We start from the raw sequence: 24656 nt of genomic DNA, 5'->3' as shown, positions 1-24656 counted from the left end.
AACTTGAAGAGAAACGAAAATGAACAAAAACTACGAAAAATTTGCAGCGGTTTATGATGCAATCATGGACGACAGCCTTTATGACAAATGGACAGACTTTTCGCTCCGCCATTTTCCAAAAGATAAGAAAAAACTCTTGGAGTTAGCCTGTGGAACTGGGATTCAGTCAGTACGTTTTGCTAAAGCTGGCTTTGACGTGACAGGGCTTGATTTGAGTGAGGATATGCTTGAAATCGCAAGAAAACGTGCAAAAGCTGCTGGTGAGGACATTGAATTCAAACAAGGTAATATGCTTGATTTGTCGCAAGCTGGCAAGTACGACTTGGTGACATGCTACTCAGATTCTATCTGTTATATGGCTGATGAAGTTGAAGTCGGTGACGTCTTCAAACAAGTTTATGACAGCTTAAATGACGGCGGTGTCTTCATCTTTGACGTGCACTCAACTTATAAGACTGACACTGTCTTTCCTGGCTACTCTTACCATGAAAATGCTGAAGAATTTGCCATGGTCTGGGATACTTACGCGGACGAAGCACCTCACTCAGTTGTTCACGAATTGACTTTCTTCTTGCAAGACGAAGACGGACGCTTCACACGCTACGACGAAGTCCACGAAGAACGCACATACGAAGTCTTGACTTACGACATCCTCTTGGAACAAGCAGGATTCAAATCATTTAAACTCTACGCCGACTTTGAGGACAAAAAGCCACGCAAAAAATCAGAACGCTGGTTCTTTGTGTGCCAGAAGTAGGGGAGAAGATTCTCTAAGGAGCACATCATGACTATCACTGGTATCATTGCTGAATTTAATCCTTTTCATAATGGGCATCGTTATTTGTTGTCGCAGGCTGAAGGGGTCAAGATTGTTGCCATGTCTGGGAATTTTGTGCAGCGTGGTGAGCCTGCGGTTGTGGACAAGTGGACGCGTGCGGAAATGGCGCTGAAATGCGGGGCTGATTTGGTGGTTGAGTTGCCATTTTTGGTTGCTGTTCAGTCAGCTGACTACTTTGCACAAGGCGCGGTGGACATTTTAGAGCGTCTTGGTGTGGATAAGTTGGCTTTCGGCACGGAAGAAAATCTGGATTATCAACACTTTTCACAGATTTATGCGGATAATCAACAGAAAATGGTGGATTACTTGCAAAGTTTGCCAGATAATTTGTCTTATCCACAGAAAACGCAGAAAATGTGGGAGAAATTTGCTGATGTTAAATTCACAGGTGATACGCCAAACCACATTTTAGGGCTTTCTTATGCCAAAGCCTGCGCTGGAAAGGCGATTCAGCTTAGTCCTATCAAGCGTCAGGGAGCTGGTTATCACTCGCTAGACACTGATGTGGCTTTTGCTTCCGCGACAAATTTGCGTATGCACAGGCAAGACAAAGCTTTTGTGGAAAAATTCATGCCAGAAGCTGACCTTTTCCTAAGAGCTCCTCAGGTGACTTGGGAGAATTATTTCCAATTGCTCAAGTACCAAATCTTGACAAATCCTGATTTGACGGGGATTTTCCAAGTAAATGAAGAACTTGCCAGTCGTATTCGCTCTGCTATTAGGAGTGTAGCGACTGTGGACGAATTGGTGGATAAAGTCGCCACGAAACGCTATACGAAAGCGCGTGTGCGTCGCATTTTGACTTATATTTTGGTTGGAGCTGTGGAAAAACCACTGCCAAATGCGGTACATGTGCTGGGATTCACTGAAAAAGGGCAAAAACACCTGAAAACGGTGAAAAAGTCTGTGGATATCGTGGCTCGAATCGGTGCCAAACCGTGGGATGCGGTGACCCAGCAAGCCGACCAAGTCTATCAGCTTGGTAATTCACACCTTCAAGAACAAACTTGGGGAAAAGTGCCGATTAGAATCAACAAATAAGCGCTTACATAAATAAACTAAAAACTGGGCTTTTGTTGAGCTCAGTTTTCGCTTTTAATTTTTAGGAACATTTTACACAGCCCTGTCAAAGTGCTATAATAAAAAGGATTACGAATTTAGCTTTGCTAATTCAGTAGTTCAATGATTTGGCTATTTTACTGGTCAAATCACTTAATCATGCTAAAATAAATAATAATCTTTACAAAGGAGACTACCCATGGGACGTAAGTGGGCCAATATTGTTGCCAAAAAAACTGCCAAAGATGGTGCTAACTCAAAAGTTTACGCTAAATTTGGTGTTGAAATCTATGTAGCTGCTAAAAAAGGTGAACCAGATCCAGAATCAAACTCAGCTCTTAAATTCGTACTTGAACGTGCAAAACAAGCACAAGTTCCAAAACACGTTATCGACCGCGCAATCGATAAAGCAAAAGGTAATACAGACGAAACTTTCGTTGAAGGTCGTTACGAAGGATTTGGACCAAACGGTTCAATGATCATCGTTGATACTTTGACAAGTAACGTTAACCGTACTGCTGCTAACTTGCGTACTGCATTTGGTAAAAACGGTGGTAACATGGGAGCATCTGGTTCTGTATCTTACATGTTCGATAAAAAAGGTGTTATTGTCTTTGACGGTGAAGATGCAGATAGCATTTTTGAACAATTGCTAGAAGCTGACGTTGATGTTGAAGACGTTGAAGCAGAAGACGGTGTTGTAACTGTCTACACAGCTCCAACTGACCTTCACAAAGGTATCGAAGCTTTGCGTGCTAACGGTATTGAAGAATTCAAAGTTACTGAACTTGAAATGATTCCTCAATCAGAAGTTACACTTGAAGGTGAAGACCTTGAAACATTTGAAAAACTTGTTGACGCTCTTGAAGATGACGAAGACGTTCAAAAAGTCTACCACAACGTATCTGATTTCTAATCTGATAGTATAAAAAAGAGGACATTCAGTCGAAAGGCTGGGTGTCTTTTTTGGTTATAGCCAAAGCCTATCTCCCTGATAAAAAATAACTATTGGTAATCTTTGGGTATTTGGTTTACAATATTTCTAACTTAGAAAGTGGCTTCTTATAATTGATAGAAAGTGGGGTGCTTGTATGGAGAAAGTTATTGTTGGCATTTCGGGAAATATCAAAGAACTTCCAGCACGGTCTGGTTTGCCATATGATATGGTGTCACGACGTTTATCTGACGGGGTCAAGGAAGCTGGGGGGCTTCCGATTGTTATTCCTGTTGCTAGTCCAGACTTGGCTAAAGATTACATCGACATGATTGATAAACTAATCCTATCAGGCGGTCAAAATGTGACTCCTGAGTTTTATGGTGAAAGAAAATCAATTGACAGTGATGATTATAGCTTGGAACGTGATGAATTTGAATTGGCTTTAATTAAAGAAGCTTTGAAGCAGAGGAAACCGATTTTTGCAGTTTGCCGCGGTATGCAGCTGCTTAACGTTGCTTTGGGTGGCACTTTGAACCAAAAGGTTGAGCACCACTGGCAAAAAGAGTTTTCAGGGACATCACAAGAAGTTGAGATTCTGCCAAATAGCCGCGTTAGTAAGTTGGTTTCTAATGGTGCTTGGGTTAATTCTTTCCACCAACAAAGTGTGAAAGAGTTGGCACCAAGCTTAGTTGCGACAGCGCGTGACCCACGTGACGGCACGATTGAAGCTTATGAAAGTAAGGATGGAGCGCCCATTTTAGGCTTCCAATGGCACCCAGAATTACTATTAGAAAAAGCAGAGAGCCGTAAGATTTTTTCTTATGTGGTCAATAGTTTGTAGGGGGATGAAGTCAAAATGACATCAGATTTTTATGCTAAATTAGCAGCGGTTCGTCGTAGAATTCATGCGCATCCAGAAATCTCGGAGAATGAATTTGAGACGACTGCTTTTTTGAAGGAGTATATTTCAAAGTTGGGCATTCGTATCCTTGAGACGGATTTACCAACAGGTTTTATCGCAGAGATTGGTCAAGGTAAGCCTATTGTAGCTTTGCGAGCAGATATCGATGCTCTTCCGATTGTGGAGCGAAATACTTTTGATTATGCAAGCAAGAATGGTGCTATGCACGCTTGTGGGCATGATTTTCACCAGACTAGTCTTTTAGGCGCTGCTGAGATTTTAAAAGCAAAAGAAGAGCAGCTAAAAGGAACTGTGCGCCTGATTTTTCAGCCAGCAGAAGAAGTGTCAGTTGGTGCCTATCAAGTGATTGAAAATGGCGGCCTTAAGGATGTTTCAGCTATTATTGGCTACCATAACTATCCTCATTTGAAACCTGGGGAAATCGGGCTTCGCTCAAAAGCTATCATGGCAGCGGTCGATAAGTTTAAAGTCACTGTTAGTGGTGTGAGCGGGCATGCTGCGCGTCCAGATTTTGGGACAGATACGGTCTTAGCCATTACAACTATTGTCAATAATCTTCAGGCGATTGTCAGCCGTACGGTATCGCCTTTTGAGCCTGCAGTCTTGTCAGTGACGCACATTGATGTGGGCAGCGCGTGGAATGTCATGCCAGAATCAGGTTATTTTGAAGGGACAATGCGCTCATTTTCTGCGGAGACACGTCAGCATTTGCGTGATTCATTCACTAAAATTATCGAAAATACAGCAGATCAATTTGCAGCTCAAGTATCGATTGAATGGGGCAAAACGCCGACATTAACTTTTAACGATGAAGAGTTGACACCTTTAATTGCTAAAAATTCTGAGCGATTTGCCAAGGTTTTAGAAGTTGAACCTCTGACCATTGGTGAGGACTTTGCGGCTTATCAAGAGAAGATTCCAGGTGTTTTTGCTTTGATTGGAAGTAATGGCGATGAGGATGCGGCAGGGCTTCACCAAGATACTTTTATGGTCAAAGACGAAGCACTCAAAACAGCTGTGCAGTATTTTGTTGAAAATGCTATTTACTTGCTCGATTATTTTGCGAAGGATAAAGACTAGCTGGGTGATAAGATTTCTTTATCGCGGTGATAGAATTTAAGTATTTGTTAAGAAGTCGCTCTGATGTTAAGATGTAAGCAACTCTTAAAGAAGGTAGGAAACGATATGACGATTATGAAAAAAATGCTAGGAATAACAGGACTAGCTCTCGTCTCAGCAACGCTTCTTGCAGCTTGCTCATCAAAGTCATCATCAGATGCATCATCTGATAAGAAAGAGCTGACTTTTGCGACAGTTGGAACGACAGCACCTTTCTCTTACGAAGAATCAGGTAAACTAACTGGTTATGATATCGAGGTGGCAAAAGCTGTCTTCAAAGATTCTGATAAGTACAAAGTGACTTTCAAGAAGACAGAGTGGTCATCGATTTTTACAGGACTTGATTCTGGGAAATATCAGCTTGGCGGCAACAATATCAGTTATACCAAAGAACGTTCGGCAAAATACCTCTATTCTTATCCTATCGGGTCAACACCATCAGTTTTGGTAGTGCCAAAAGACTCAGATATTGCTTCATACGATGATATTGCAGGACATTCAACACAAGTGGTTCAAGGAACAACAACGGCGGCTCAGCTTGAAAAATTTAACACTGAGAATAATAGCAAAGCTGTTGACCTCAACTACACTAATGAAAATATCACTCAAGTTTTGACAAATCTGAATGACGGTAAGTTTGATTTCAAGATTTTTGATGCTCCTACAGTAAATACCATTATTAAAAATCAAAAATTGGATAATTTGAAAACTATCGAGTTGAAATCAGATGAACAACCTTTCATTTATTTCATTCTGGGACAAGATCAAAAAGACTTGCAAAGCTTTGTTAATAAGCGTTTGAAGACCTTGCAAAAGGATGGCACTTTGTCAGACTTGGCACAAAAATATCTTGGCGGAGATTATGTTCCAAGTGCTAAAGACTTGACTGTCCCATCGGAAAACTAATTTAGTTATAGTTTAAAACTATAACTAAACCTTGATTTTAACAATTTGAAACCTATAACTAATTAGGTTAGAATGATATCACGAGTTAAATGAAAAGAGGAAAATAGATATGAAATTAAAAAAATTACTTGGATTGGCTAGCGTAGCACTTGCTTCAACTGTTTTGTTGGCAGCATGTGGTGGTTCAAAATCAGCTTCAAATGATTCAAAACTTAAAGTTGGTATCATGACTTTGGATGATGCAACTGAACCACTTTGGGATAAAGTCAAAGAATTGGCTAAAGACAAAGGCGTGGAAATCGAATTGGTTGAGTTCACTGATTACAACCAACCAAACGAAGCCCTTCAAAATGGTGAAGTTGATGTCAATGCCTTCCAACACAAATACTTCTTGAACAACTGGAATTCTGAAAATAAAGGAACTTTGGTAGAAGCCGCTGACACACTTCTTAGCCCGATTCGTATCTTCTCAGGTACAGAAAATGGCAAAGCTAAATACACTGATGTCAAAGGCATTCCTAACAAAGCAACTATCTCAGTTCCAAATGATGCTTCAAATGAAAGCCGTGCTCTTTACCTTCTTCAATCAGCAGGTTTGATTAAATTGGACGTTAATGGTGACGAACTTGCAACAATCAAGAACATTTCATCAAATCCTAAAGATTTAGATATCAAAGAAGTTGATGCTGCACAAACGGCTTCAACATTGTCATCAGTCGATGCAGCTATCGTTAACAACTCTTACGCTCAAGCAGCAAAAGTTGATTACAAAACAACACTTTACAAAGAAGCAGTTGATAAAAACTCAGACCAATGGGTTAACGTCATTGCTGCTCAAAAAGATTGGAAGAAATCTGATAAAGCTAAAGCTATCAAGACTTTGATTTCAGTTTACCAAACTGACGAAGTTGGTAAAGTCATCCAAGATGCTTCAAATAACGTTGATATCCCAGCATGGAAGGGTGCAAAAATTTCTTCTAAAGACTAAAGGATTTTATTGAAGATTTAGAGCTGGCGTGTGTGAAACACGCCATTCTCTATTTTTAAAAACAACAGAATATGGTAGAATATGATGTTGGAAAGTTTTGAAAATTGTTTTAAAATGATAGAATTGATAAGACAATAAGTGAGTAAATCTTGAGGAGTTGAGTAAGAGTTATGACAAAACCGATTATTAATTTAGAGCATATCGATATTACTTTTCGCCAGAAAAAACGTGTGATTGAAGCGGTAAAAGACGTTTCAATTGCGATTAATAAAGGCGATATTTATGGAATTGTTGGGTATTCTGGTGCCGGAAAATCAACTTTGGTACGTACCATTAATTTGTTACAAGCCCCAACAGCAGGAAAAATCACAATTGGTGATGACGTGACATTTTCAGATGGAAAAGTTCAATTAAAAGGAGCTGCCCTTCGTCAAAAACGTCAAAAAATTGGAATGATTTTCCAACACTTTAATTTGATGGCACAAAAAACAGCACGCCAAAATGTGGCATTTGCTCTTCGTCATTCAAAATTAAGCAAAGAGGAAAAAGATCAAAAAGTCGCTGAATTGTTGGAATTGGTAGGTTTAGCTGATCGAGCTGAAAACTATCCATCACAATTATCTGGTGGTCAAAAACAACGTGTGGCGATTGCGCGTGCACTTGCTAATGACCCAGAAATTTTGATTTCTGATGAATCAACATCAGCTCTTGACCCAAAAACAACCAAACAAATTTTGGCATTGCTGCAAGAATTGAACCAAAAACTTGGTTTGACAGTGGTTATGATTACCCACGAAATGCAAATTGTCAAAGACATCTGCCACCGTGTCGCTGTTATGCAAAATGGTCGCTTGATTGAAGAAGGATCAGTTCTGGACATCTTCTCAAATCCTAAAGAACCATTGACCCAAGAATTCATCAAAACAGCAACTGGTATTGAAGATGCCTTGGTTAAAATTGAAAAACAAGCTATTGTACAAAATCTGCCAAAAGATGACTTGCTTGTTCAATTGAAGTACGCAGGAACATCAACTGATGAACCAATTCTTAACCAAATCTACAAACAATTCGAAGTTACAGCCAATATTCTTTACGGAAATATTGAAATCTTGGATGATACACCAGTTGGCGAGATGATTGTTGTCTTGTCTGGTGAAGCCTTTGCACTTGCAGGTGCGCAAGAAGCCATTGTTGCTGCTGGAATCGAATTAACAGTATTGAAACGAGGTGCCTAAATGATTGAATGGATTTCTACAAATATGCCTGATGTTTATCGCATTGGTTGGGAAGGGACAAATTCTTGGTCAGATGCCTTTTCAGCGACTATTTACATGACAGGTTGGTCTTTTGTTATCGGTGGTCTTTTAGGGCTTGTTATGGGCTTATTCTTGGTTCTAACAGGACCAAATGGCGTTTTGAGTAACCGATTCGGTTTTAAAGTCTTGGATATTTTCACGTCAATTGTGCGTGCCATTCCATTTATTATCTTGCTTGCGATTTTAAAAGGGTTCACTTATGCTCTTGTTGGAACAAACCTTGGTAAAACAGCGGCTTTGATTCCATTGTCTGCGGCAACCTTTGCCTTTTATGCTCGTCAAGTTCAAGTAGTCTTTTCTGAAATGGACAAGGGGGTTATCGAGGCGGCACAAGCTTCTGGTGCGACACTTTGGGATATTATCAAGATTTACCTTAGCGAAGGTTTGCCAGAATTGATTCGTGTGTCAACTGTGACTCTTATCTCACTCATCGGTGAAACAGCAATGGCTGGTGCCATCGGTGCTGGTGGACTTGGTTACATTGCCATCTATTATGGTTATAACCGCTCAGCAACGGATGTTACAATTATCGCGACACTATGTATCTTGGTTCTCGTCTTTATCATCCAATTTGTCGGTGATTTCTTAACCAAAAAACTTAGTCATAAATAATAATGGAAATAGAAAAAAGGAAGTTTCAATCGAAACTTCCTTTTTGGTGTTATTAAGCTTTTTTAGTTTTGTGTAGGATAAATCCAATAATGAATCCAACGATGGCAAAGCTAATCCATTCAAGGGAGAATTGTCCGAGTGGCACGAATCCATTGAAGAAATTAACAAGGCTTGCTGGTAGGCTGAAAAGTCCAGTCATTTTTGCAAGTGTTGAAAGGGCATCGTAAAGAGCTGGGATAGCTGCAAAACCAATTGTAATTTGGTAAACGATGCGATCTTTCTTGAAGAATTTTGATAGCAAGGCTAAGAAGATAATAACGACTGTTAATGGATAGAGCAAGTAAAGTACTGGAAGTGACCATTTGATCAATTCAGAAAGGCCACCGAAGTAGAAGAATAGAGCAATCAAAGTGAAAATAGTTGCCCAAGCAACGTGAGATACTTTTGGTTGCAATTTGTGGAAGTACTCTGCACAGGCAGTAATCAAACCAGTTGATGTTGTTAAGCAAGCAAGGAAGATAGCTGCGGCAAGGATGATTTGTCCGATACTTCCAAGATAGAAGTGAGCCGCTTGTCCAAGAATGTTACCACCATCGATTGCTTCACCTTTAAACATAAAGTGTCCATTGACAAAATCAAAGAGATTTTGTGATGAAGCTCCGATACGAGCTACAAAGATATAAATAAGAGCAAGTAGTACAGTAGCGATTAATCCTGATTTGAAAGTAAGTGTAGCAACTTCTGCTTTTCCTTTAGCACCGTGTGATTTGCTGGCATCGATAACGATAATAGCAAAAGCAAGTGAAGCAAGAGCATCCATTGTTCCGTAACCTTGAATGAGTCCAGCAACGAATGGAACATCTTTAAAGGCATTACTGATATCATTGGCAGCGTTATAAGCTGTTCCGATATCACCAGCTGGTTTTACAAATGAAGCCACGACTAAAATCGCGATGATAATCAAAAGCGCAGGTGTTAGGTATTTCCCGATACGGTCTGCGATTTTATTTGGTTTAATCGCTAAAAAGTAAGAAATCCCAAAGAAGACCAAACCGTAGATTACTTTAGCAATCAGATTGTCACCAAAGATAGGTTCAATACCAATTGAAAACGAAGTTGCACCTGTTCTTGGAATGGCGAAGAATGGCCCGATTGATAAGTAAAGTGCGATTGAAAATAGCAAAGCATAGTGACGAGAAACTGGACGTGCAAAATCTTCAATATCACTCGCACCTGAGTAGGCTACTGCGACGACCCCTAAAAGCGGGAGGGTCACACCAGTTAAACAGAAACCAAGAATGGCTAACGCAAGGTTACTACCAGAATATATCCCTAAAAAGGCGGGATAAATCAGATTACCTGCCCCAAAGAATAAAGCAAATAACATGAAACCGATGATAATATAGATATTTTTGACAGGTTTCATTAATGTCCTCCTAATAAACAAACAAGATGATATTTTGCTTAGTTAAACTCTCTCATTAAGCAAAATAATGTGCAGCTTATTATATCGAACTCCATTTCTAACGTCAATAGAAGAAAATCGCTGTTTTTTTGCTAAAAAGCTGACATTTGTTGTCATATCAAGGATAAGTCATGTTAGAAATAATCACAAAATTTTCAAAAAATTGAAAAAATCCGTATTTAAAGCGCTGTCATGGCATAAAAACTCCCATTATTCGTTTGACGAAGTGCCCGTTTTATATTATGATTAAAACCGTTAATATTTTTTTGAGGAGCTACCATGAAACGATTTATTAATGTTTGGAATAGAACTAGTCTCATCAAACGAATCATCATTGGTGTCATTCTTGGATTCATTTTAGGAATGACTCTTCCTAAGGTTTCAGCTATTGGTATCCTAGGTGATTTGTTCGTTGGTGGGCTTAAAGCGGTAGCGCCATTACTTGTCTTTGTTTTGGTTGCTAGTGCATTGTCACAAAATGAAAAAGGACAAAAGACCAATATGTCAACGATTATTGGGCTTTATCTTGTTGGGACCTTAGCAGCTGCCCTAGTAGCGGTTGTGGTGAATTACCTTTTCCCAATCACCCTTACCTTGGATACTGCCACGCAACCAAAATTGTCATCTCCTGAAGGGGTTGGGCAAGTTTTCCACAGTCTTCTACTAAAAATGGTTGATAACCCAATTAATGCATTGGGAACAGCTAACTATATTGGTGTATTGACTTGGGCTGTTATCTTTGGTCTTGCTTTTAGAAATTCAAATAAAGAAACGAAAGAGCTTTTACAAACCATCGCTGATGTTACGTCACAAGTGGTTCGTTGGATTATTAATTTAGCACCATTTGGTATCTTGGGTCTTGTCTTTAAGACAATCTCAGATAACGGAGTTAAGATTTTAGCGAACTATGGTTTCTTGATTTTAGCTCTTGTGGGAACTATGTTTTTTGTAGCCTTGGTCATTAATCCATTGATCGCCTTTCTATTCATGCGCAAGAACCCATACCCATTGGTTTTCCGTTGCTTGAAAGATTCTGGATTGACAGCCTTCTTCACACGTAGTTCTGCAGCTAACATTCCTGTTAATATGAAACTTTGTGAAGAGTTAGGCTTGAATAAAGATACTTATAAAGTATCTATCCCACTTGGTGCCACAATTAATATGGGTGGTGCTGCGATTACAATCAATGTCTTGACGCTTGCCGCGGTTAATACACTTGGCATTCACGTTGATTTTCCAACAGCTTTCTTACTAAGTGTTTTATCTGCTGTGTCTGCTTGTGGGGCATCAGGAGTTACTGGAGGGTCACTTCTTTTAGTTCCAGTTGCATGTAGCTTGTTTGGTATTTCAAATGACCTTGCAATGCAAGTAGTTGGTGTCGGATTTATTGTTGGTGTTGTTCAAGACTCATGTGAAACAGCACTAAATTCTTCAACAGATGTTCTCTTTACAGCAGTTGCTGAAAAATCTGTTTGGGGTAAAAAGAAAAAAGCTAATTAACTGACTAATAGCTGGGCGAAAGCTCAGCTATTTTTATATAAAGTCTTTTTATGGCTGGCTCAAAAAATAAGCACCTTTAAAATGTACCTTATTTGTGGTAAAATAAAACGGCATTAAAATAAGGTTTCTAAAGCATTTTACTTAGAAAAATAGATGAGTTTATTATAAAGGAGAATAAGTCATGAAAAATAATTCCATTAAGACGGTTGTGGCTACAGGGATTGGGGCTGCACTGTTTATCATTATCGGGACATTGATCAATATTCCAACACCTATTCCAAATACAAATATCCAACTACAATACGCTGTGGTTGCTTTGTTTGCAGTCATTTACGGTCCGACTGTTGGATTCTTTTCTGGCTTTATCGGTCATGCTTTGAAAGACGCCCTTCAATACGGTTCACCATGGTGGACATGGGTTCTTGTGAGTGGTTTGATTGGTCTAGCGATTGGTCTTGTAGCTAAAAAAATTAAGATCGAAAAAGGGCAATTAACTGGAAAAGATTTGGCTTGGTTTAACGGTGCACAAATTCTAGCTAACGTTATTGGTTGGGGAATTATCGCACCTTATGGAGATATTTTGATTTATAGCGAACCAGCAAGCAAAGTTTTTACACAAGGGATTATATCAGCAATCATTAATAGCTTGACAATTGCTATTGGTGGGTCATTGCTTTTAGCGGTTTATTCAAAAACACGCACACAATCAGGTAGCCTAACAAAAGATTAAGTTTTTGAAAAGCAGGGCTAGAAGTTCTGTTTTGGCTATAAGATAGCATTCTAGTATTATCCAGGCTCTTATGCGAGCCGTTTTTAACGGGGTAGGATGACAAAGTTGTCCTACTCTTAATCATTTTTTAGGAGAAGATTCATGGAACCCCTTATTCAGTTTAAGGATTTCACTTTTAAATATGATGCTCAAGCAGAGCCAACACTAAAATCCCTTAATCTGTCCATTGAAAAAGGGCAGAAGGTCTTGATTGTTGGACCATCGGGATCAGGAAAATCAACCATTGGACAATGTTTAAATGGGATTATTCCAAATATTAATCACGGAGAAAAAAGTGGTCAATTAACCATTGCAGGTAAAGATGCTTTTGATTTGTCGATTTATGATAAATCGCATCTTGTGTCTACGGTCTTGCAAGACCCGGATGGTCAATTTATCGGTCTAACAGTGGCAGAAGACTTAGCTTTTGCGCTTGAAAATGATTGCCTTCCTTTGTCTCAAATGACTGATAAGGTCAATTATTGGGCTGATAAGCTCGATTTGACGGCATTTCTAGACAGTCGTCCACAAGATTTATCGGGTGGTCAGAAGCAGCGCGTGAGCTTAGCAGGTGTCTTGATTGACGAGAGTCCGATTTTGCTTTTTGATGAGCCGCTGGCAAATTTAGACCCTAAATCTGGACAAGAAACGATTGAACTGATTGATCGTATTCACCAAGAAGGACAAACGACAACGATTATTATTGAGCACCGTCTTGAGGATGTGCTTTATCGTCAGGTGGATAAGGTCGTTTTAGTTAACGACGGTCAGATTCTATTTGATGGGCATCCTGATGATTTGTTAAAGAGTAACTTACTGGTTGAAAATGGGATTCGTGAGCCTCTTTATGTGACAGCTTTAAAAGATTTAAATGTCGATGTGACAAAAGCGGAGCATTTATCAGATTTAAATCAACTGGACTTGTCAGACATTACTGTGACAGGTTTGAGCCAATCAGGAAATTTGGTGCCAGCAGAACCAATTCTAGAAGTGAAACAACTGCAGTTTGCTTATCAGCCCGATACTCCGATTTTAAAAGATGTCAGCTTTGCTATTCATAAGGGTGAACGCATTGCTATTGTTGGAAAAAATGGAGCTGGGAAATCAACCCTAGCTAAAGCTCTTTGTCAATTCATCAAACCAGCTGGAGATATTTGCTACCAAGGCCAATCTATCATGCAAGATTCTATCAAGGAACGCGCTGAGAAAATCGGCTACGTCCTTCAAAATCCAAATCAAATGATTAGTCAAACCATGATTTTTGATGAGGTAGCCCTAGGGCTTCGTTTGCGTGGTGTGGGTGAGCAAGAAATTGAAAGACGTGTTCTTGAGACTTTGAAAATTTGTGGCTTGTATGAATTTCGTAAGTGGCCTATTTCTGCTTTGTCATTTGGGCAGAAGAAACGCGTGACCATTGCTTCTGTTTTGGTCATGAATCCGGAGATTATTTTACTGGATGAGCCGACTGCCGGGCAAGATAAGCGTCATTACACTGAAATCATGACCTTCCTTAATCAGCTCAATAAAGCTGGACATACCATTATTATGATTACGCATGATATGCAGCTGATGTTAGAATACTCAGACCGTAGTATCGTGGTGAGTGATGGGAAAATCATTGCTGACTGTTCACCAGTGGCCCTCTTTAATCAAGGCGACGTTTTGGAAAAAGCTAACTTGAAAAAAACAAGTCTTTTTGACCTGGCTGAAAAATTGGGCATTAATCCGATTGATTTGACGCATTATTATATTAAACAGCAAGGAGGATGTAATGGCTAATCATTTTCTTGGGTATCAATCTGGTCAAGGCTTTTTATACCATTTGTCAGGAGCTAGTAAATTAATCTTCTTCATCTTGGTATCTGTGGCTTGCATGACGACTTATGACACACGCTTGATTGCTCTTGTTGCTTTGACTTCGCTGTTGTTATTTAAATTGGCAAATATCCGTTGGAGCCAAGTATCCTTTGTCATTAAATTCATCGGCTTCTTTGCGCTTTTGAATGTGATAATGGTCTATTTATTTGAACCAAGTTATGGTGAGAGCATATACGGCGCTAAAACGGTCTTATGGCAAGGTTACGGGCGTTTCTATCTAACTAGTCAGGAATTATTTTATCTCTTTAATTTGGCCTTAAAATACTTCTGTACAGTGCCCTTGGCAGTTCTGTTTTTGATGACAACCCATCCAAGTCAATTTGCATCAAGCCTTAATCAAATTGGTGTTCCTTATAAAGTGGCTTATGCCGTTAGCTTAACGCTGCGCTACATTCCAGACGTGCAGGAAGAATTTTACATGATTCGAATGTCTCAAGAAGCTCGCGGTCTTGAATTATCTAAAAAAGAGAAATTGCTAGCGCGCATCAAAGGAAATTTACAAATTGTGATTCCCTTGATTTTCAGCTCTCTTGAACGTATTGACACGGTCTCAACTGCGATGGAGCTGCGCCGTTTCGGGAAAAATAAAAAGCGTACTTGGTACACTTATAAAAATTTCACCCCAGCAGATATTGTGACAATTGTTTTAGCTGCTTTGCTTGTGGTGGTGACATTATTACTTTTCAAATGGAATCATGGCAGATTTTACAATCCATGGCAAATATAAAAGCTAGCTCTTTTAGAGCTAGCTTTTTTATTTCAAATAACCAAGGTAATCGAATTTTTCAAAGGTATCATCACTGGCAATTGCAATGACTTCTGTATCAGCTTCAAATGCTTTATTGGGATCAATGTGGGTATCGATAGCAGATGATGTTGTTTGACGAGTACCGATGATATTGATTTCGTATTTGTTTCGAACATCTAGTTGAATCAGATTTTTACCAACCCAAGAATCTGGAACAGAGAATTCTACCATAGCTAATTTTTCTTCTAAATGAACAATGTTTTCGATGTGATGGCGAAGCATATTGGCAGCGACACGTTTACCTGAGTCTCGTTCTGGCATGATGACTTTACTAGCCCCGATACCGTAAAGGACTTCTTCATAAGTTTTGGTTTTAGCTTTAGCGATGATATTTTTCACCCCTAGTTTTTTACAGTGCATCACTGCTAAAACTGATGATTCGAGGTTGTTACCAGTAGCGACCACGACAGTGTCACATTGGTTAATCCCAAGAGCTTTCAAAAAGTCAATGTCAGTAATGTCTCCAACGGCAGCTTTTTTGACCACGTCAGAAACATTTTGAACAAGGCTTGGGTTGATGTCGATTGCGATAACGTCTTGTTCAAATTTACTAAGTTCTTTGGCGACATTTCGTCCGAAAATCCCAAGGCCAAGAACACCAAATATTTTTTTTCTCATAAATTTCCCTCTCTAACCGACGGTAATATTTGTCTGTGCGTATTGAATATCTTTTTCTTTCTTTTGAAGTAGGCTAAGAAGAACGGTAAGCGGACCGACACGTCCGATAAACATCATAGCCATGATAATAAGTCTTCCACCAGTTGATAATTGTGGTGTTAAATCCATGGAAACCCCGACCGTAGCAATGGCAGAGACAGCTTCGAATAGCAGTGGCAAAGGGTCGTGATGTGGTTCTAGTTGAAGAAGAAGCACATAGCCAACAATTAAGACTGAGAAGAAGAAAATCAGAACTGTCAACGTTTGTTTGATGACACGATTTGGAATGATGCGGTGGCGGAAGGTGACTTCCGTTTGACCGGCTAATTCTGATTTAAAAAGCAAGAAGGTAATGGCTACCGTTGTCACTTTCACCCCGCCAGCAGTACCACCAGGAGCACCACCGATAATCATCTGAATCATATAGAGGATGTTAGTAGCAGGATGAGTGTCCAGATAAGAAATGGTTGCAAAACCAGCAGTCCTCATTGTGACTGTTTGAAATAAGCTAACCATAAATTGCTGGAATGGATTGTATTGCCCAATGGTTTTAGGGTTATTAGCCTCGATAAGCCAAGTTAACACAGTTCCTAAAAGTAAGAGAACAGCTGTAGTAGCAAGTACCAATCGTGTTTGATTGCTTAGCTGACGTGTAAAGGTTTTAAGGCGATAAGGTCTATCTGCAAAGAAGTGCTTGATAGCTCGTTTGATATCAACCCAAACAGCAAAACCAATCCCCCCAGAGATAATCAAAGCCATAAAGAGCAGATTGAGCAGTGGATTGAGAACAAAAGGTTTTAAACTATCTCCACCAAGGTTATCAAAACCAGCATTACAAAAAGCAGAAACTGCTAGGAAGATAGCATTGAAAATCCCGTGTCCCAGTCCAAATCTCGGAATAAAATCAATGAGAAATAGCGCTGCAATCAAGCTTTCAATAATAAAGGTAATCTTATAAACGTTGAACAAATAACGTTTAAGGTGACCGCTATTGTCATAGCTAAGAGCGGATTGTAAGATATGTTGTTCAGATAAGTTCATCCTTTTTCTAAGGATGTAGGTACTAACGGCAAGTAAGGTTACCAGACCAAGACCACCAATTTGCATCAAAATGACTGCAATGACTTGTCCAAGACCATTGTAGACATTTGCCACAGGAAAGACCGATAAACCAGTCACACAAACCATCGAAACTACTGTAAATAAGTGGTCAAGATAGCCTGTTGCTGGGGCGTTTTGGTAGTGGGTAATAGGAAGTGATAATAAGATACTACCTATTAAGATAACAATCAAAAAACTAAAGGTTAACCGTTGAGTGCCAGATAGCCGTTTTAAAAATCTAGTCAATTGAAATATCCCTTTCCATAAAGATAGCAATTAAGTGGCTATTATACCAAGCCACTTAGTTTTTGTATCATCCCATTAAAGAGGTTTTTTGTTTGGCATACCAGCTTTGCGTGGGTATTTGTTTGGTGTTTCTTTTTTCTTTTCAAGAATAGTGATTTGACGACTGTCACCATTTGGCAATTCATAGTGATAGTTTTCAACAAGTTTTGAAAAGAGCACTGACATAGCATTTTTAGCATCAGCTAATTCTTCTTCGGCAGCAGAAGCTTTAAGAGCAATCAATTGACCGCCGACTTTCAAGAAAGGAATAGTTAATTCTGTTAGAACTTGAAGACGGGCAACAGCGCGTGCTGTTACGATGTCATAGCTTGCGCGAAAAGCCTTGTCTTGTCCAAAATCTTCAGCGCGTCCATGGTAGAAGTGAACGCCGTCTAAACCAAGCTCGTCAGCCAAAAGGTTAAGGAAATTGATGCGTTTGTTTAGTGAATCGATGATTGTGACATCAATAGCTGGGCACAAGATTTTAATAGGAATACTTGGAAAACCAGCTCCAGCTCCGATATCCAAGAGGCGGATATCTTGGTTAGTGATTTTGCCTTGCAAAACAGGTGCGATAGAATCGTAGAAGTGTTTAAGATAAACGCCTTCTTTGTCAGTGATGGCTGTCAAATTGATTTTTTGATTCCATTCAACCAAAAGCTCGAAGTAGCGTTCGAATTGTGTCTTTTGAGTATCAGTCAAGTCAAAGCCTTGCTGACGAAGTTTGTCATAAAATTCTTCAGGTGTCATATTGTTTGTTTAAAGAAAGTGATTTAAACTCCCTTTCTTTAAGTGTCCTTTCCATTTCAATCTATATCACCTTATTTTACCATAAAAAGTTTTGGAGTGATATCTATGACCTGTTTCGGATACGGTCAATTTTAGCAGGTATTAGCTAATTTCTTTTAGAATGGCATGAAAATTGATATAATAATCTTGAAAAGATTTAAATCGTTTTCGTGGGAAGCTTTTTACCTAGAGCCTTGGGGTTAGAAAGCTTAATTCAGTTAGAATGGGTGTCATACCCGAGGAGGAATTTATGATTTTTATTATTATTGCTATCATTGCCGTCCTAGTACTCTGGGGAGTTACTGCTTATAATGGACTTGTGAAAAGCCGCATGCAAACCAAAGAATCTTGGAGTCAAATCGATGTTCAATTGAAACGTCGTAATGACCTTATTCCAAATTTGATTGAAACAGTTAAAGGTTATGCTGCTTACGAAGAAAAAACATTTGCTAAAATTACAGAATTGCGTAGCCAAGTAGCACAAGCACAAAGTCCTGCAGAAGCAATGCATGCTTCAAACGCTCTTACAAAACAATTGTCAGGCTTGATTGCTGTTGCTGAAAATTATCCAGAACTTAAAGCAAACAATAGCTTTATTAAATTGCAAGACGAATTGACAAATACTGAAAATAAAATTTCTTATTCACGTCAATTGTTCAACACAACAACAGCAAACTATAACGTGAAGTTGGAAACATTCCCAACTAACATTATTGCAGGTCTTTTCGGATTTAAACCAAGCCAATTCTTGGAAACACCTGAAGATGAAAAAGAAACACCAAAAGTGTCATTTGATTTTTAATCAATTCGAAAATAACTTTTAAGACAAGTTATCTTAAACGAAAGGAATATAAAGAGTCTCTTTAGGTGGTTCAATGAGCTTAGAGAGACTCTTTCATTATAAGAGAAAATTATGTTATATGATCAAATTGCCAGCAATAAGCGCAAGACAGTTGTTTTGCTCTTTGTCTTCTTCTTGATTTTGGCAGCTATCGGTGCAGCAGTTGGATACCTTTGGTTAGATAGTTTAAGTTTTGGTGTTGTCATTGCTCTGATTATCGGTGGTATTTATGCAGTGAGCATGATTCTTCAATCCACTAATGTCGTCATGGCAATGAACAATGCGCGTGAAGTGACTGAGAAAGAAGCGCCGCAGCTTTATCATATCGTTGAAGATATGGCTATGGTTGCACAAATTCCGATGCCACGTGTCTTTATTGTTGAAGACGAGTCGCTTAATGCTTTTGCCACAGGGTCAAGTCCTGAAAATGCTGCCGTAGCAGCAACAACAGGTTTGTTAGCTTTGATGAATCGTGAAGAACTTGAAGGAGTTATCGGACACGAAGTTAGCCACATTCGAAATTATGATATTCGTATTTCAACAATTGCTGTCGCTCTTGCTAGTGCTGTGACAATGATTGCAAGCTTTGGAAGTCGTATGATGTGGTTCGGTGGAAGTAATCGTCGTCGCTCTAATGATCGTGATGAAGGAGCTATGGGGATTATTGTGCTCATCTTGTCTTTGATTTCACTTTTCTTGGCACCACTTGCTGCAACTTTAGTTCAGCTTGCCATTTCTCGTCAACGCGAATTTCTTGCCGATGCCAGCTCTGTGGAATTGACACGAAATCCAGAAGGCATGATTAAAGCTCTTCAAAAACTTGAAGACTCATCACCAATGCATCATCCAGTAGACCAGGCTAGTGCTGCCTTGTACATCAATGACCCACTTAAAAAAGGTGAACGATTTAGTTCACTCTTTAACACTCATCCATCTATTGCCGATCGAATCGATCGTCTTCGTCATATGTAAATGGTAAAAGCTCACAAGTTATTGTGGGCTTTTATCTATTATTCATAAGAATTCTAATATAATGAATTTGACATCAATATCATAAAGACAAGAGCTGAAAAAGCTGGTATAATGGTAAGGAAATTTAAAAGAGGTAGAATAATGATGATAGCTATTTCAGAAATAAAGAAAAATGCTGAAGGGGTTGCTTTTAATGAATCTTTGAATATTAAAGAAAAATTAATGCAACGCTCAAGCGAAGTTTTAGACGTCAAAGCAGTTTCTGTAAACGGAATTGTTTCATACGATGATGGATTGTACTTATTGAACTATCGAATGGATTATACTATTACTTTACCATCAAGTCGTTCAATGCAACCTGTTGATGTTCACCAAGTTGAAGACGTTTCAGAGGTCTTTGTTGAGTCAGCTGACCTTCACGCCAAAGAAGACTTGGTCAAAGAAAATCTTGCTTTAGTATTAGAAGAGGATGTTATTGATTTGGAAGAAAGTGCCATTGATAATATTCTTTTAACAATTCCTATGCAAGTCTTGAGTGATGAAGAACGTCAATCAGATGACATGCCATCAGGACAAAATTGGTCTGTCATGACAGAAGAACAATACGAAGCATTACAGGATGAAAAGAAAAAGGAAAACAACCCATTTTCTGCTTTAAATGGCTTGTTTGAGGATTAATATAATTTTCATTAAAAAGATAAAATTTTCTTGAATTATCGTTTATACTTTGATATACTTTTAGGGCAATATAGTATACTTGGCTGAGTAGGTCATTTTTGAGAATTGTATTAAAAAGGGATAGAGTGATGGATAGATTCTTTCTCATAAATTGAGCGAAAATTAAAACGGTAACGATAGCTGTGTACTAGGCAATTATTAGATTTTATAATCTTTACATTAAATAAAAGGTTGGTGACAATGAGTAAAAAGATTTTAATTATTGAGGATGAAAAAAATCTTGCGCGCTTTGTGTCTTTAGAATTACAACATGAGGGGTATTCAGTAGTTGTTGAGACAAATGGACGTTTAGGGCTTCAAACTGCATTGGATGATGATTTTGATTTGATCCTACTAGATTTGATGTTACCTGATATGGACGGATTCGAAATTACACGTCGTCTTCGTTTGGAAAAAGACACATCAATTATCATGATGACTGCTCGTGATTCTATTATGGATATTGTTGCTGGTCTTGACCGTGGAGCAGATGATTATATTGTAAAACCATTTGCTATTGAAGAATTACTCGCTCGTGTTCGTGCAGTATTCCGTCGTCAAGATGCTAATTCTAAACAGGACAAAGAAGGTCAAGCAAAAGAAGGTCTCTTAGGTCTTCGTTTGAATCCACAAAACCGTTCTGCAGTGCGTGGTGATGATGAAATTTCATTAACAAAACGTGAATACGACTTGTTGAGCGTGCTTCTTTCAAATGTTAATCGCGTAATGACACGTGAAGAACTTTTGGCAAGTGTTTGGCGTTATGATACAGACATTGAAACAAATGTCGTGGATGTTTACATCCGTTACCTACGTGGTAAAATTGACATTCCTGGTAAAGAATCATATATCCAAACAGTTCGTGGAATGGGTTATATTATTCGAGAAAAATAATGATAAAGTACTTTAAAAAGTCATTATCTAAAAAAATTTCCTTAACGTCTCTTCAGTGGGTTTTGGTTATTTTATCGGTCTTCAACTTGCTCATTTATTTTGGGGTAACTCAGATATTTCTTGAACAAGACCGTTACAATACCGAACAAGCCACAGAAGTTGTTAGGGAGTTTTTGTCTAAAGAAACTTCTTTAACAGAAGAAAAATTATTAGACTTGTTGGAACAGTACAATGCTACAGGTTCACTTGTCGAAGAAGGTAATAAAACTTATATCTTTGATAAGCAGGGTGGCATTGATGACTTGGTTTTTGACAACCAAGATGTGTCTGTTTTTAATAAAAATAAACAATTAGTTTTGACAACCAATAAAGTCTTATCGACAATAAAAATTGGAAAAGTTGGTGAAACGATTAAACATCGTTCATCAGCTTTTAATGGTTTTTATCAAAGTGAAAAAGTTTATTCCAAAGATAGCCGTGAAGTTATCGGTTATGTGACGGTTTACCAGGACCTTACGACCTATTATATGGCGCGTCATGTTTTGGTTGTGATTTTGTTGGTTTCTGAACTGATTGAAGCTTGTTTGATTTTTAAAATGTTACTGGTGGTTTCTCATCGTTCCCTAAAGCCTTTAAGAGAGTTTCAAGCGTTTATAGATGAACTTTCTGAAAATCCAAGTGATTTGGCTTTAAGGTCAGATATTAAATCTGGTGATGATATTGAGAGATTATCAACGACTTTTGACAATATGCTAGAGCAAATTGAAGGTTATGCAAGACGACAAACACGTTTTGTTAGTGATGTTAGTCATGAATTGCGAACACCGATTGCTGTTATTAAAGGGCATCTAGGTTTGCTTCAACGTTGGGGTAAAGATGACCCTGAAATATTGTGTGAAAGTCTTGACGCTGCTTACCATGAAGCTGATCGAATGTCGATTATGGTAAACGATATGTTGGATATGGTTCGGGTTCAAGGTAGTTTTGATTTGCATAAGGGCGAAATTACTGACTTGAAGCAATCTATCGACCTTGTTTTAGGCAATTTCCGTATTTTGTATCCTGATTTTCGTTTTTCTTTGACGTCGTCGATTGATGATTGTATTTATGCTGAGATTTACAAACATCATTTTGAACAAGCTATTTTGATTTTAATTGATAATGGCGTTAAATATTCTTCAGGTAGTAGAAATATCCATGTGACTTTGGATATTTTAGGTGATGATGCGGTTGTGAAAGTTCGAGATGAAGGTGAAGGAATCTCTCAAGAGGATTTGAATCACATTTTTGAACGTTTCTATCGCACAGATAAGTCACGTAATCGTGTTTCGACACAAGGTGGGCTTGGAATTGGCTTAGCCATTCTTAAGCAAATCGTAGATGCTTATAACCTCAAAGTTAGCGTCAGCAGTGTGGTTGACGAGGGAACTGAGTTTACTTTGGTTATCCCTAGGGTTATGGCAAAATAACAGTAAATGACAGACTGAGCTCTCTTCTCGGTCTGTTCGTTTTTCTAATGAAGTATGTCAGGATATTTTGTTAGAAAAGGGAAAGCGACAACTGAGCCAGCGAGGGCTGGTATTACTTTCATAATGAGTGAATTTATGTTAAAATTAAGTATTAGAATAATTGGTAGAATGGGGTGTTTGTATGCGTTGTCCAAAATGTAATTATAATAAATCGAGTGTCATCGATAGCCGTCAAGCAGAAGATGGTAATACGATTCGACGACGCCGAGAATGTGAAAATTGTCATGCGCGTTTTACAACCTTTGAACGCGTTGAAGAACTACCCTTGTTAGTCATTAAAAAAGATGGAACGCGTGAACAATTTTCTCGTGAAAAAATCCTAAATGGAATTTTTCAAAGCGCACAAAAACGTCCAGTATCAAGTGATGATATTGAACAAGTGGTGTCTCGTATTGAACAAAAAATTCGTAGCGAATACGAGAGTGAAGTTCCGAGTACTGTGATTGGTAATCTGGTCATGGATGAGCTGGCAGAACTTGATGAAATTACTTATGTTCGTTTTGCCTCAGTTTATAAATCATTTAAAGATGTTGATGAGATTGAGGAACTTTTGCAACAAATTACGAATCGTGTGCGTAGCAAGAAGAAAAGAAGTAAGCTAAATGAGACCGATTGATGAATTTTCTTATGTCAAAAACAATAAGGTTTTGTTGGATTCTGATAGCCTAAGTCAGCTATATCATCCTGTTATCGGGAATCATGCGGTGCTTTTATATGAGTATCTGCTCGCTTTCTTTGATGATGGTATCAAACGTCATAAGTTTAGTGAGATTTTGAATCACTTACAGTTGAGTATGCAAGAGGTTGAGAAGGCTTTGGCTGTCTTAACTGCTGTAGACTTACTGGTTTTATACCAAACACGAGATGCTTATGTTTTGAAATTACAACCAGCTTTGAATCGTGAAACTTATCTAGCTAATCCTATCTATCGTCGTATGCTGGAACAAAGGATTGGTGAGGTTGCGGTGGCTGAGTTGGATGTGACTTTGCCTGATGGTGCGCGTGATATTTCTAAAAAATTCTCTGATATTTTTTCAGTTGATGAAAATCCAAAAGTGCCTAAGACAGTGTCAAAAAATCATTTTGATTTGGATAGTTTTGAGCGCTTGATGTTACGCGACGGCTTGCAATTCAAAGATGAAAAAGCTGATGTAGTGATGATTTATAGCCTGGCTGACAAGTACAGCATGAATTGGTTTGACACTTATCAACTGGCAAAAAGTACAGCCATTAATGGTAAGATTTCACCACAACGAATGACTGTGCAACTGGACCAGAAAAAAACGGCTAATAATCAAAACAAAGAGCAATTTGATGCTAAAGAGCAAGTGATTATCCGAGAAGCTAAGCAAGCATCTGCCAAGGAATTTCTTGAAAAAATCAAAGCGCCGCGCCGTGCAGTTGTGACTGAAAGTGAACGAAAAGTATTAGAAGAACTAGCTAATATGAATTTTCTAGACGAAGTCATTAATGTGATGGTTCTTTACACTTTGAATAAAACGCAGTCAGCAAATATCAACAAACCCTATATCATGAAGGTGGCAAATGATTTTGCTTACCAAAAGATTGCAACAGCAGAAGCAGCTGTTCTTAAGATGCGTAGTTTTGCGCAACGAAATAAAGAGCGCAAAGCGAAAGCAAAAGTGACTAAAACCAATGTTCCAGAATGGACAGCAAAAGAATACAAACATGTTGCGACAGCTGAAGAAAAGGCAAAACTTGAAGAGCTTAGACGTAGCATGTTAGAAGATTAA

Annotated in this window: 24 protein-coding genes; 20 read left to right on the top strand and 4 right to left on the bottom strand. The window is 38.6% G+C overall.

Annotation, left to right across the window (positions count from 1 at the left end; all coding sequences use genetic code 11):
• Nucleotides 1-19 precede the first annotated feature (19 nt).
• From BLR83_RS05890 to BLR83_RS05850, 9 genes are all read left to right on the top strand, one after another.
• Complete coding sequence (locus BLR83_RS05890; protein ID WP_074560835.1) at nt 20-757, top strand: class I SAM-dependent DNA methyltransferase; 738 nt, start codon at nt 20-22, stop codon at nt 755-757.
• A 27-nt stretch (nt 758-784) separates the two neighbouring features.
• Nucleotides 785-1879: a nucleotidyltransferase gene (locus BLR83_RS05885; protein WP_074560834.1), complete on the top strand. Its 1095-nt coding sequence runs from the start codon at nt 785-787 to the stop codon at nt 1877-1879.
• A 217-nt stretch (nt 1880-2096) separates the two neighbouring features.
• Complete coding sequence (locus BLR83_RS05880; protein WP_074560833.1) at nt 2097-2813, top strand: YebC/PmpR family DNA-binding transcriptional regulator; 717 nt, start codon at nt 2097-2099, stop codon at nt 2811-2813.
• Between the two features lie 175 nt (nt 2814-2988).
• Entirely contained in the window at nt 2989-3675 is a 687-nt protein-coding gene (locus tag BLR83_RS05875) for a gamma-glutamyl-gamma-aminobutyrate hydrolase family protein (RefSeq protein WP_074560832.1), read from the top strand.
• A gap of 15 nt (nt 3676-3690) precedes the next feature.
• Nucleotides 3691-4836: an amidohydrolase gene (locus BLR83_RS05870; protein WP_074560831.1), complete on the top strand. Its 1146-nt coding sequence runs from the start codon at nt 3691-3693 to the stop codon at nt 4834-4836.
• A gap of 105 nt (nt 4837-4941) precedes the next feature.
• A complete protein-coding gene (locus tag BLR83_RS05865) occupies nt 4942-5781 on the top strand; it encodes an amino acid ABC transporter substrate-binding protein (RefSeq protein WP_074560830.1) in 840 nt (279 codons plus the stop codon).
• 109 nt (nt 5782-5890) lie between these two features.
• On the top strand, nt 5891-6769 hold the full coding sequence (locus BLR83_RS05860; protein ID WP_074560829.1) for a MetQ/NlpA family ABC transporter substrate-binding protein: 879 nt from the start codon (nt 5891-5893) through the stop codon (nt 6767-6769).
• Between the two features lie 170 nt (nt 6770-6939).
• Nucleotides 6940-8004, top strand: coding sequence for a methionine ABC transporter ATP-binding protein (locus tag BLR83_RS05855; RefSeq protein ID WP_074560828.1), 1065 nt, complete (start codon nt 6940-6942; stop codon nt 8002-8004).
• Nucleotides 8005-8697: a methionine ABC transporter permease gene (locus tag BLR83_RS05850; RefSeq protein WP_074560827.1), complete on the top strand. Its 693-nt coding sequence runs from the start codon at nt 8005-8007 to the stop codon at nt 8695-8697. It abuts the gene before it with no gap.
• 52 nt (nt 8698-8749) lie between these two features.
• Here BLR83_RS05850 and brnQ read toward each other — a convergent pair whose 3' ends face one another.
• Nucleotides 8750-10123: a branched-chain amino acid transport system II carrier protein gene (brnQ, locus tag BLR83_RS05845; protein ID WP_074560826.1), complete on the bottom strand. Its 1374-nt coding sequence runs from the start codon at nt 10121-10123 to the stop codon at nt 8750-8752.
• A 318-nt stretch (nt 10124-10441) separates the two neighbouring features.
• Here brnQ and sstT point away from each other — a divergent pair, with 318 nt between their 5' ends.
• The 4 genes from sstT (at nt 10442) to BLR83_RS05825 (ending at nt 15036) form a co-directional block, all read left to right on the top strand.
• On the top strand, nt 10442-11662 hold the full coding sequence (sstT, locus tag BLR83_RS05840; RefSeq protein ID WP_074560825.1) for a serine/threonine transporter SstT: 1221 nt from the start codon (nt 10442-10444) through the stop codon (nt 11660-11662).
• 181 nt (nt 11663-11843) lie between these two features.
• Nucleotides 11844-12392, top strand: coding sequence for an ECF-type riboflavin transporter substrate-binding protein (locus tag BLR83_RS05835; protein WP_074560824.1), 549 nt, complete (start codon nt 11844-11846; stop codon nt 12390-12392).
• Nucleotides 12393-12533: 141 nt separating this feature from the next.
• Nucleotides 12534-14210 carry an ABC transporter ATP-binding protein gene (locus tag BLR83_RS05830; RefSeq protein WP_074560823.1) on the top strand — a complete coding sequence of 559 codons (1677 nt, stop codon included), beginning with the start codon at nt 12534-12536 and terminating at the stop codon, nt 14208-14210.
• Nucleotides 14203-15036, top strand: coding sequence for an energy-coupling factor transporter transmembrane component T family protein (locus BLR83_RS05825; protein ID WP_074560822.1), 834 nt, complete (start codon nt 14203-14205; stop codon nt 15034-15036). The genes BLR83_RS05830 and BLR83_RS05825 overlap by 8 nt, the downstream gene beginning before the upstream one ends.
• A 27-nt stretch (nt 15037-15063) precedes the next feature.
• Here the strand turns inward: BLR83_RS05825 and ktrA are convergent, their stop codons facing one another.
• The 3 genes from ktrA to rsmG form a co-directional block, all read right to left on the bottom strand.
• Entirely contained in the window at nt 15064-15735 is a 672-nt protein-coding gene (gene ktrA, locus BLR83_RS05820; protein ID WP_074560821.1) for a potassium uptake transporter gating subunit KtrA, read from the bottom strand.
• A gap of 12 nt (nt 15736-15747) precedes the next feature.
• Nucleotides 15748-17121 carry a TrkH family potassium uptake protein gene (locus tag BLR83_RS05815; protein WP_074560820.1) on the bottom strand — a complete coding sequence of 458 codons (1374 nt, stop codon included), beginning with the start codon at nt 17119-17121 and terminating at the stop codon, nt 15748-15750.
• A 75-nt stretch (nt 17122-17196) separates the two neighbouring features.
• The gene (gene rsmG, locus BLR83_RS05810; RefSeq protein WP_074560819.1) at nt 17197-17910 is read right to left on the bottom strand and encodes a 16S rRNA (guanine(527)-N(7))-methyltransferase RsmG; all 714 of its coding nucleotides are present in this window, start codon (nt 17908-17910) and stop codon (nt 17197-17199) included.
• Between the two features lie 289 nt (nt 17911-18199).
• Here rsmG and BLR83_RS05805 point away from each other — a divergent pair, with 289 nt between their 5' ends.
• The 7 genes from BLR83_RS05805 (at nt 18200) to BLR83_RS05775 (ending at nt 24656) form a co-directional block, all read left to right on the top strand.
• Nucleotides 18200-18751: a LemA family protein gene (locus tag BLR83_RS05805; RefSeq protein WP_014335211.1), complete on the top strand. Its 552-nt coding sequence runs from the start codon at nt 18200-18202 to the stop codon at nt 18749-18751.
• Nucleotides 18752-18862: 111 nt separating this feature from the next.
• Complete coding sequence (htpX, locus tag BLR83_RS05800) at nt 18863-19762, top strand: zinc metalloprotease HtpX (RefSeq protein WP_074560818.1); 900 nt, start codon at nt 18863-18865, stop codon at nt 19760-19762.
• A gap of 141 nt (nt 19763-19903) precedes the next feature.
• The gene (locus BLR83_RS05795; RefSeq protein ID WP_074560817.1) at nt 19904-20440 is read left to right on the top strand and encodes a YceD family protein; all 537 of its coding nucleotides are present in this window, start codon (nt 19904-19906) and stop codon (nt 20438-20440) included.
• Between the two features lie 240 nt (nt 20441-20680).
• Nucleotides 20681-21373, top strand: a complete 693-nt coding sequence (locus BLR83_RS05790) for a response regulator transcription factor (protein WP_006532917.1) — start codon at nt 20681-20683, stop codon at nt 21371-21373.
• Nucleotides 21373-22842, top strand: a complete 1470-nt coding sequence (locus BLR83_RS05785) for a HAMP domain-containing sensor histidine kinase (RefSeq protein ID WP_074560816.1) — start codon at nt 21373-21375, stop codon at nt 22840-22842. Before BLR83_RS05790 ends, BLR83_RS05785 begins: the two co-directional genes overlap by 1 nt.
• Before the next feature lie 181 nt (nt 22843-23023).
• Nucleotides 23024-23518 (top strand): transcriptional regulator NrdR, encoded by a 495-nt coding sequence (gene nrdR / locus BLR83_RS05780; protein ID WP_074560815.1) that lies wholly within the window; start codon nt 23024-23026, stop codon nt 23516-23518.
• The gene (locus tag BLR83_RS05775) at nt 23505-24656 is read left to right on the top strand and encodes a DnaD domain protein (protein ID WP_074560814.1); all 1152 of its coding nucleotides are present in this window, start codon (nt 23505-23507) and stop codon (nt 24654-24656) included. The genes nrdR and BLR83_RS05775 overlap by 14 nt, the downstream gene beginning before the upstream one ends.

The sequence above is a fragment of the Streptococcus equinus genome (genome assembly GCF_900101445.1).
GTDB lineage: Bacteria > Bacillota > Bacilli > Lactobacillales > Streptococcaceae > Streptococcus > Streptococcus equinus_B.
This window is presented reverse-complemented; position numbering and strand designations above follow the sequence as displayed.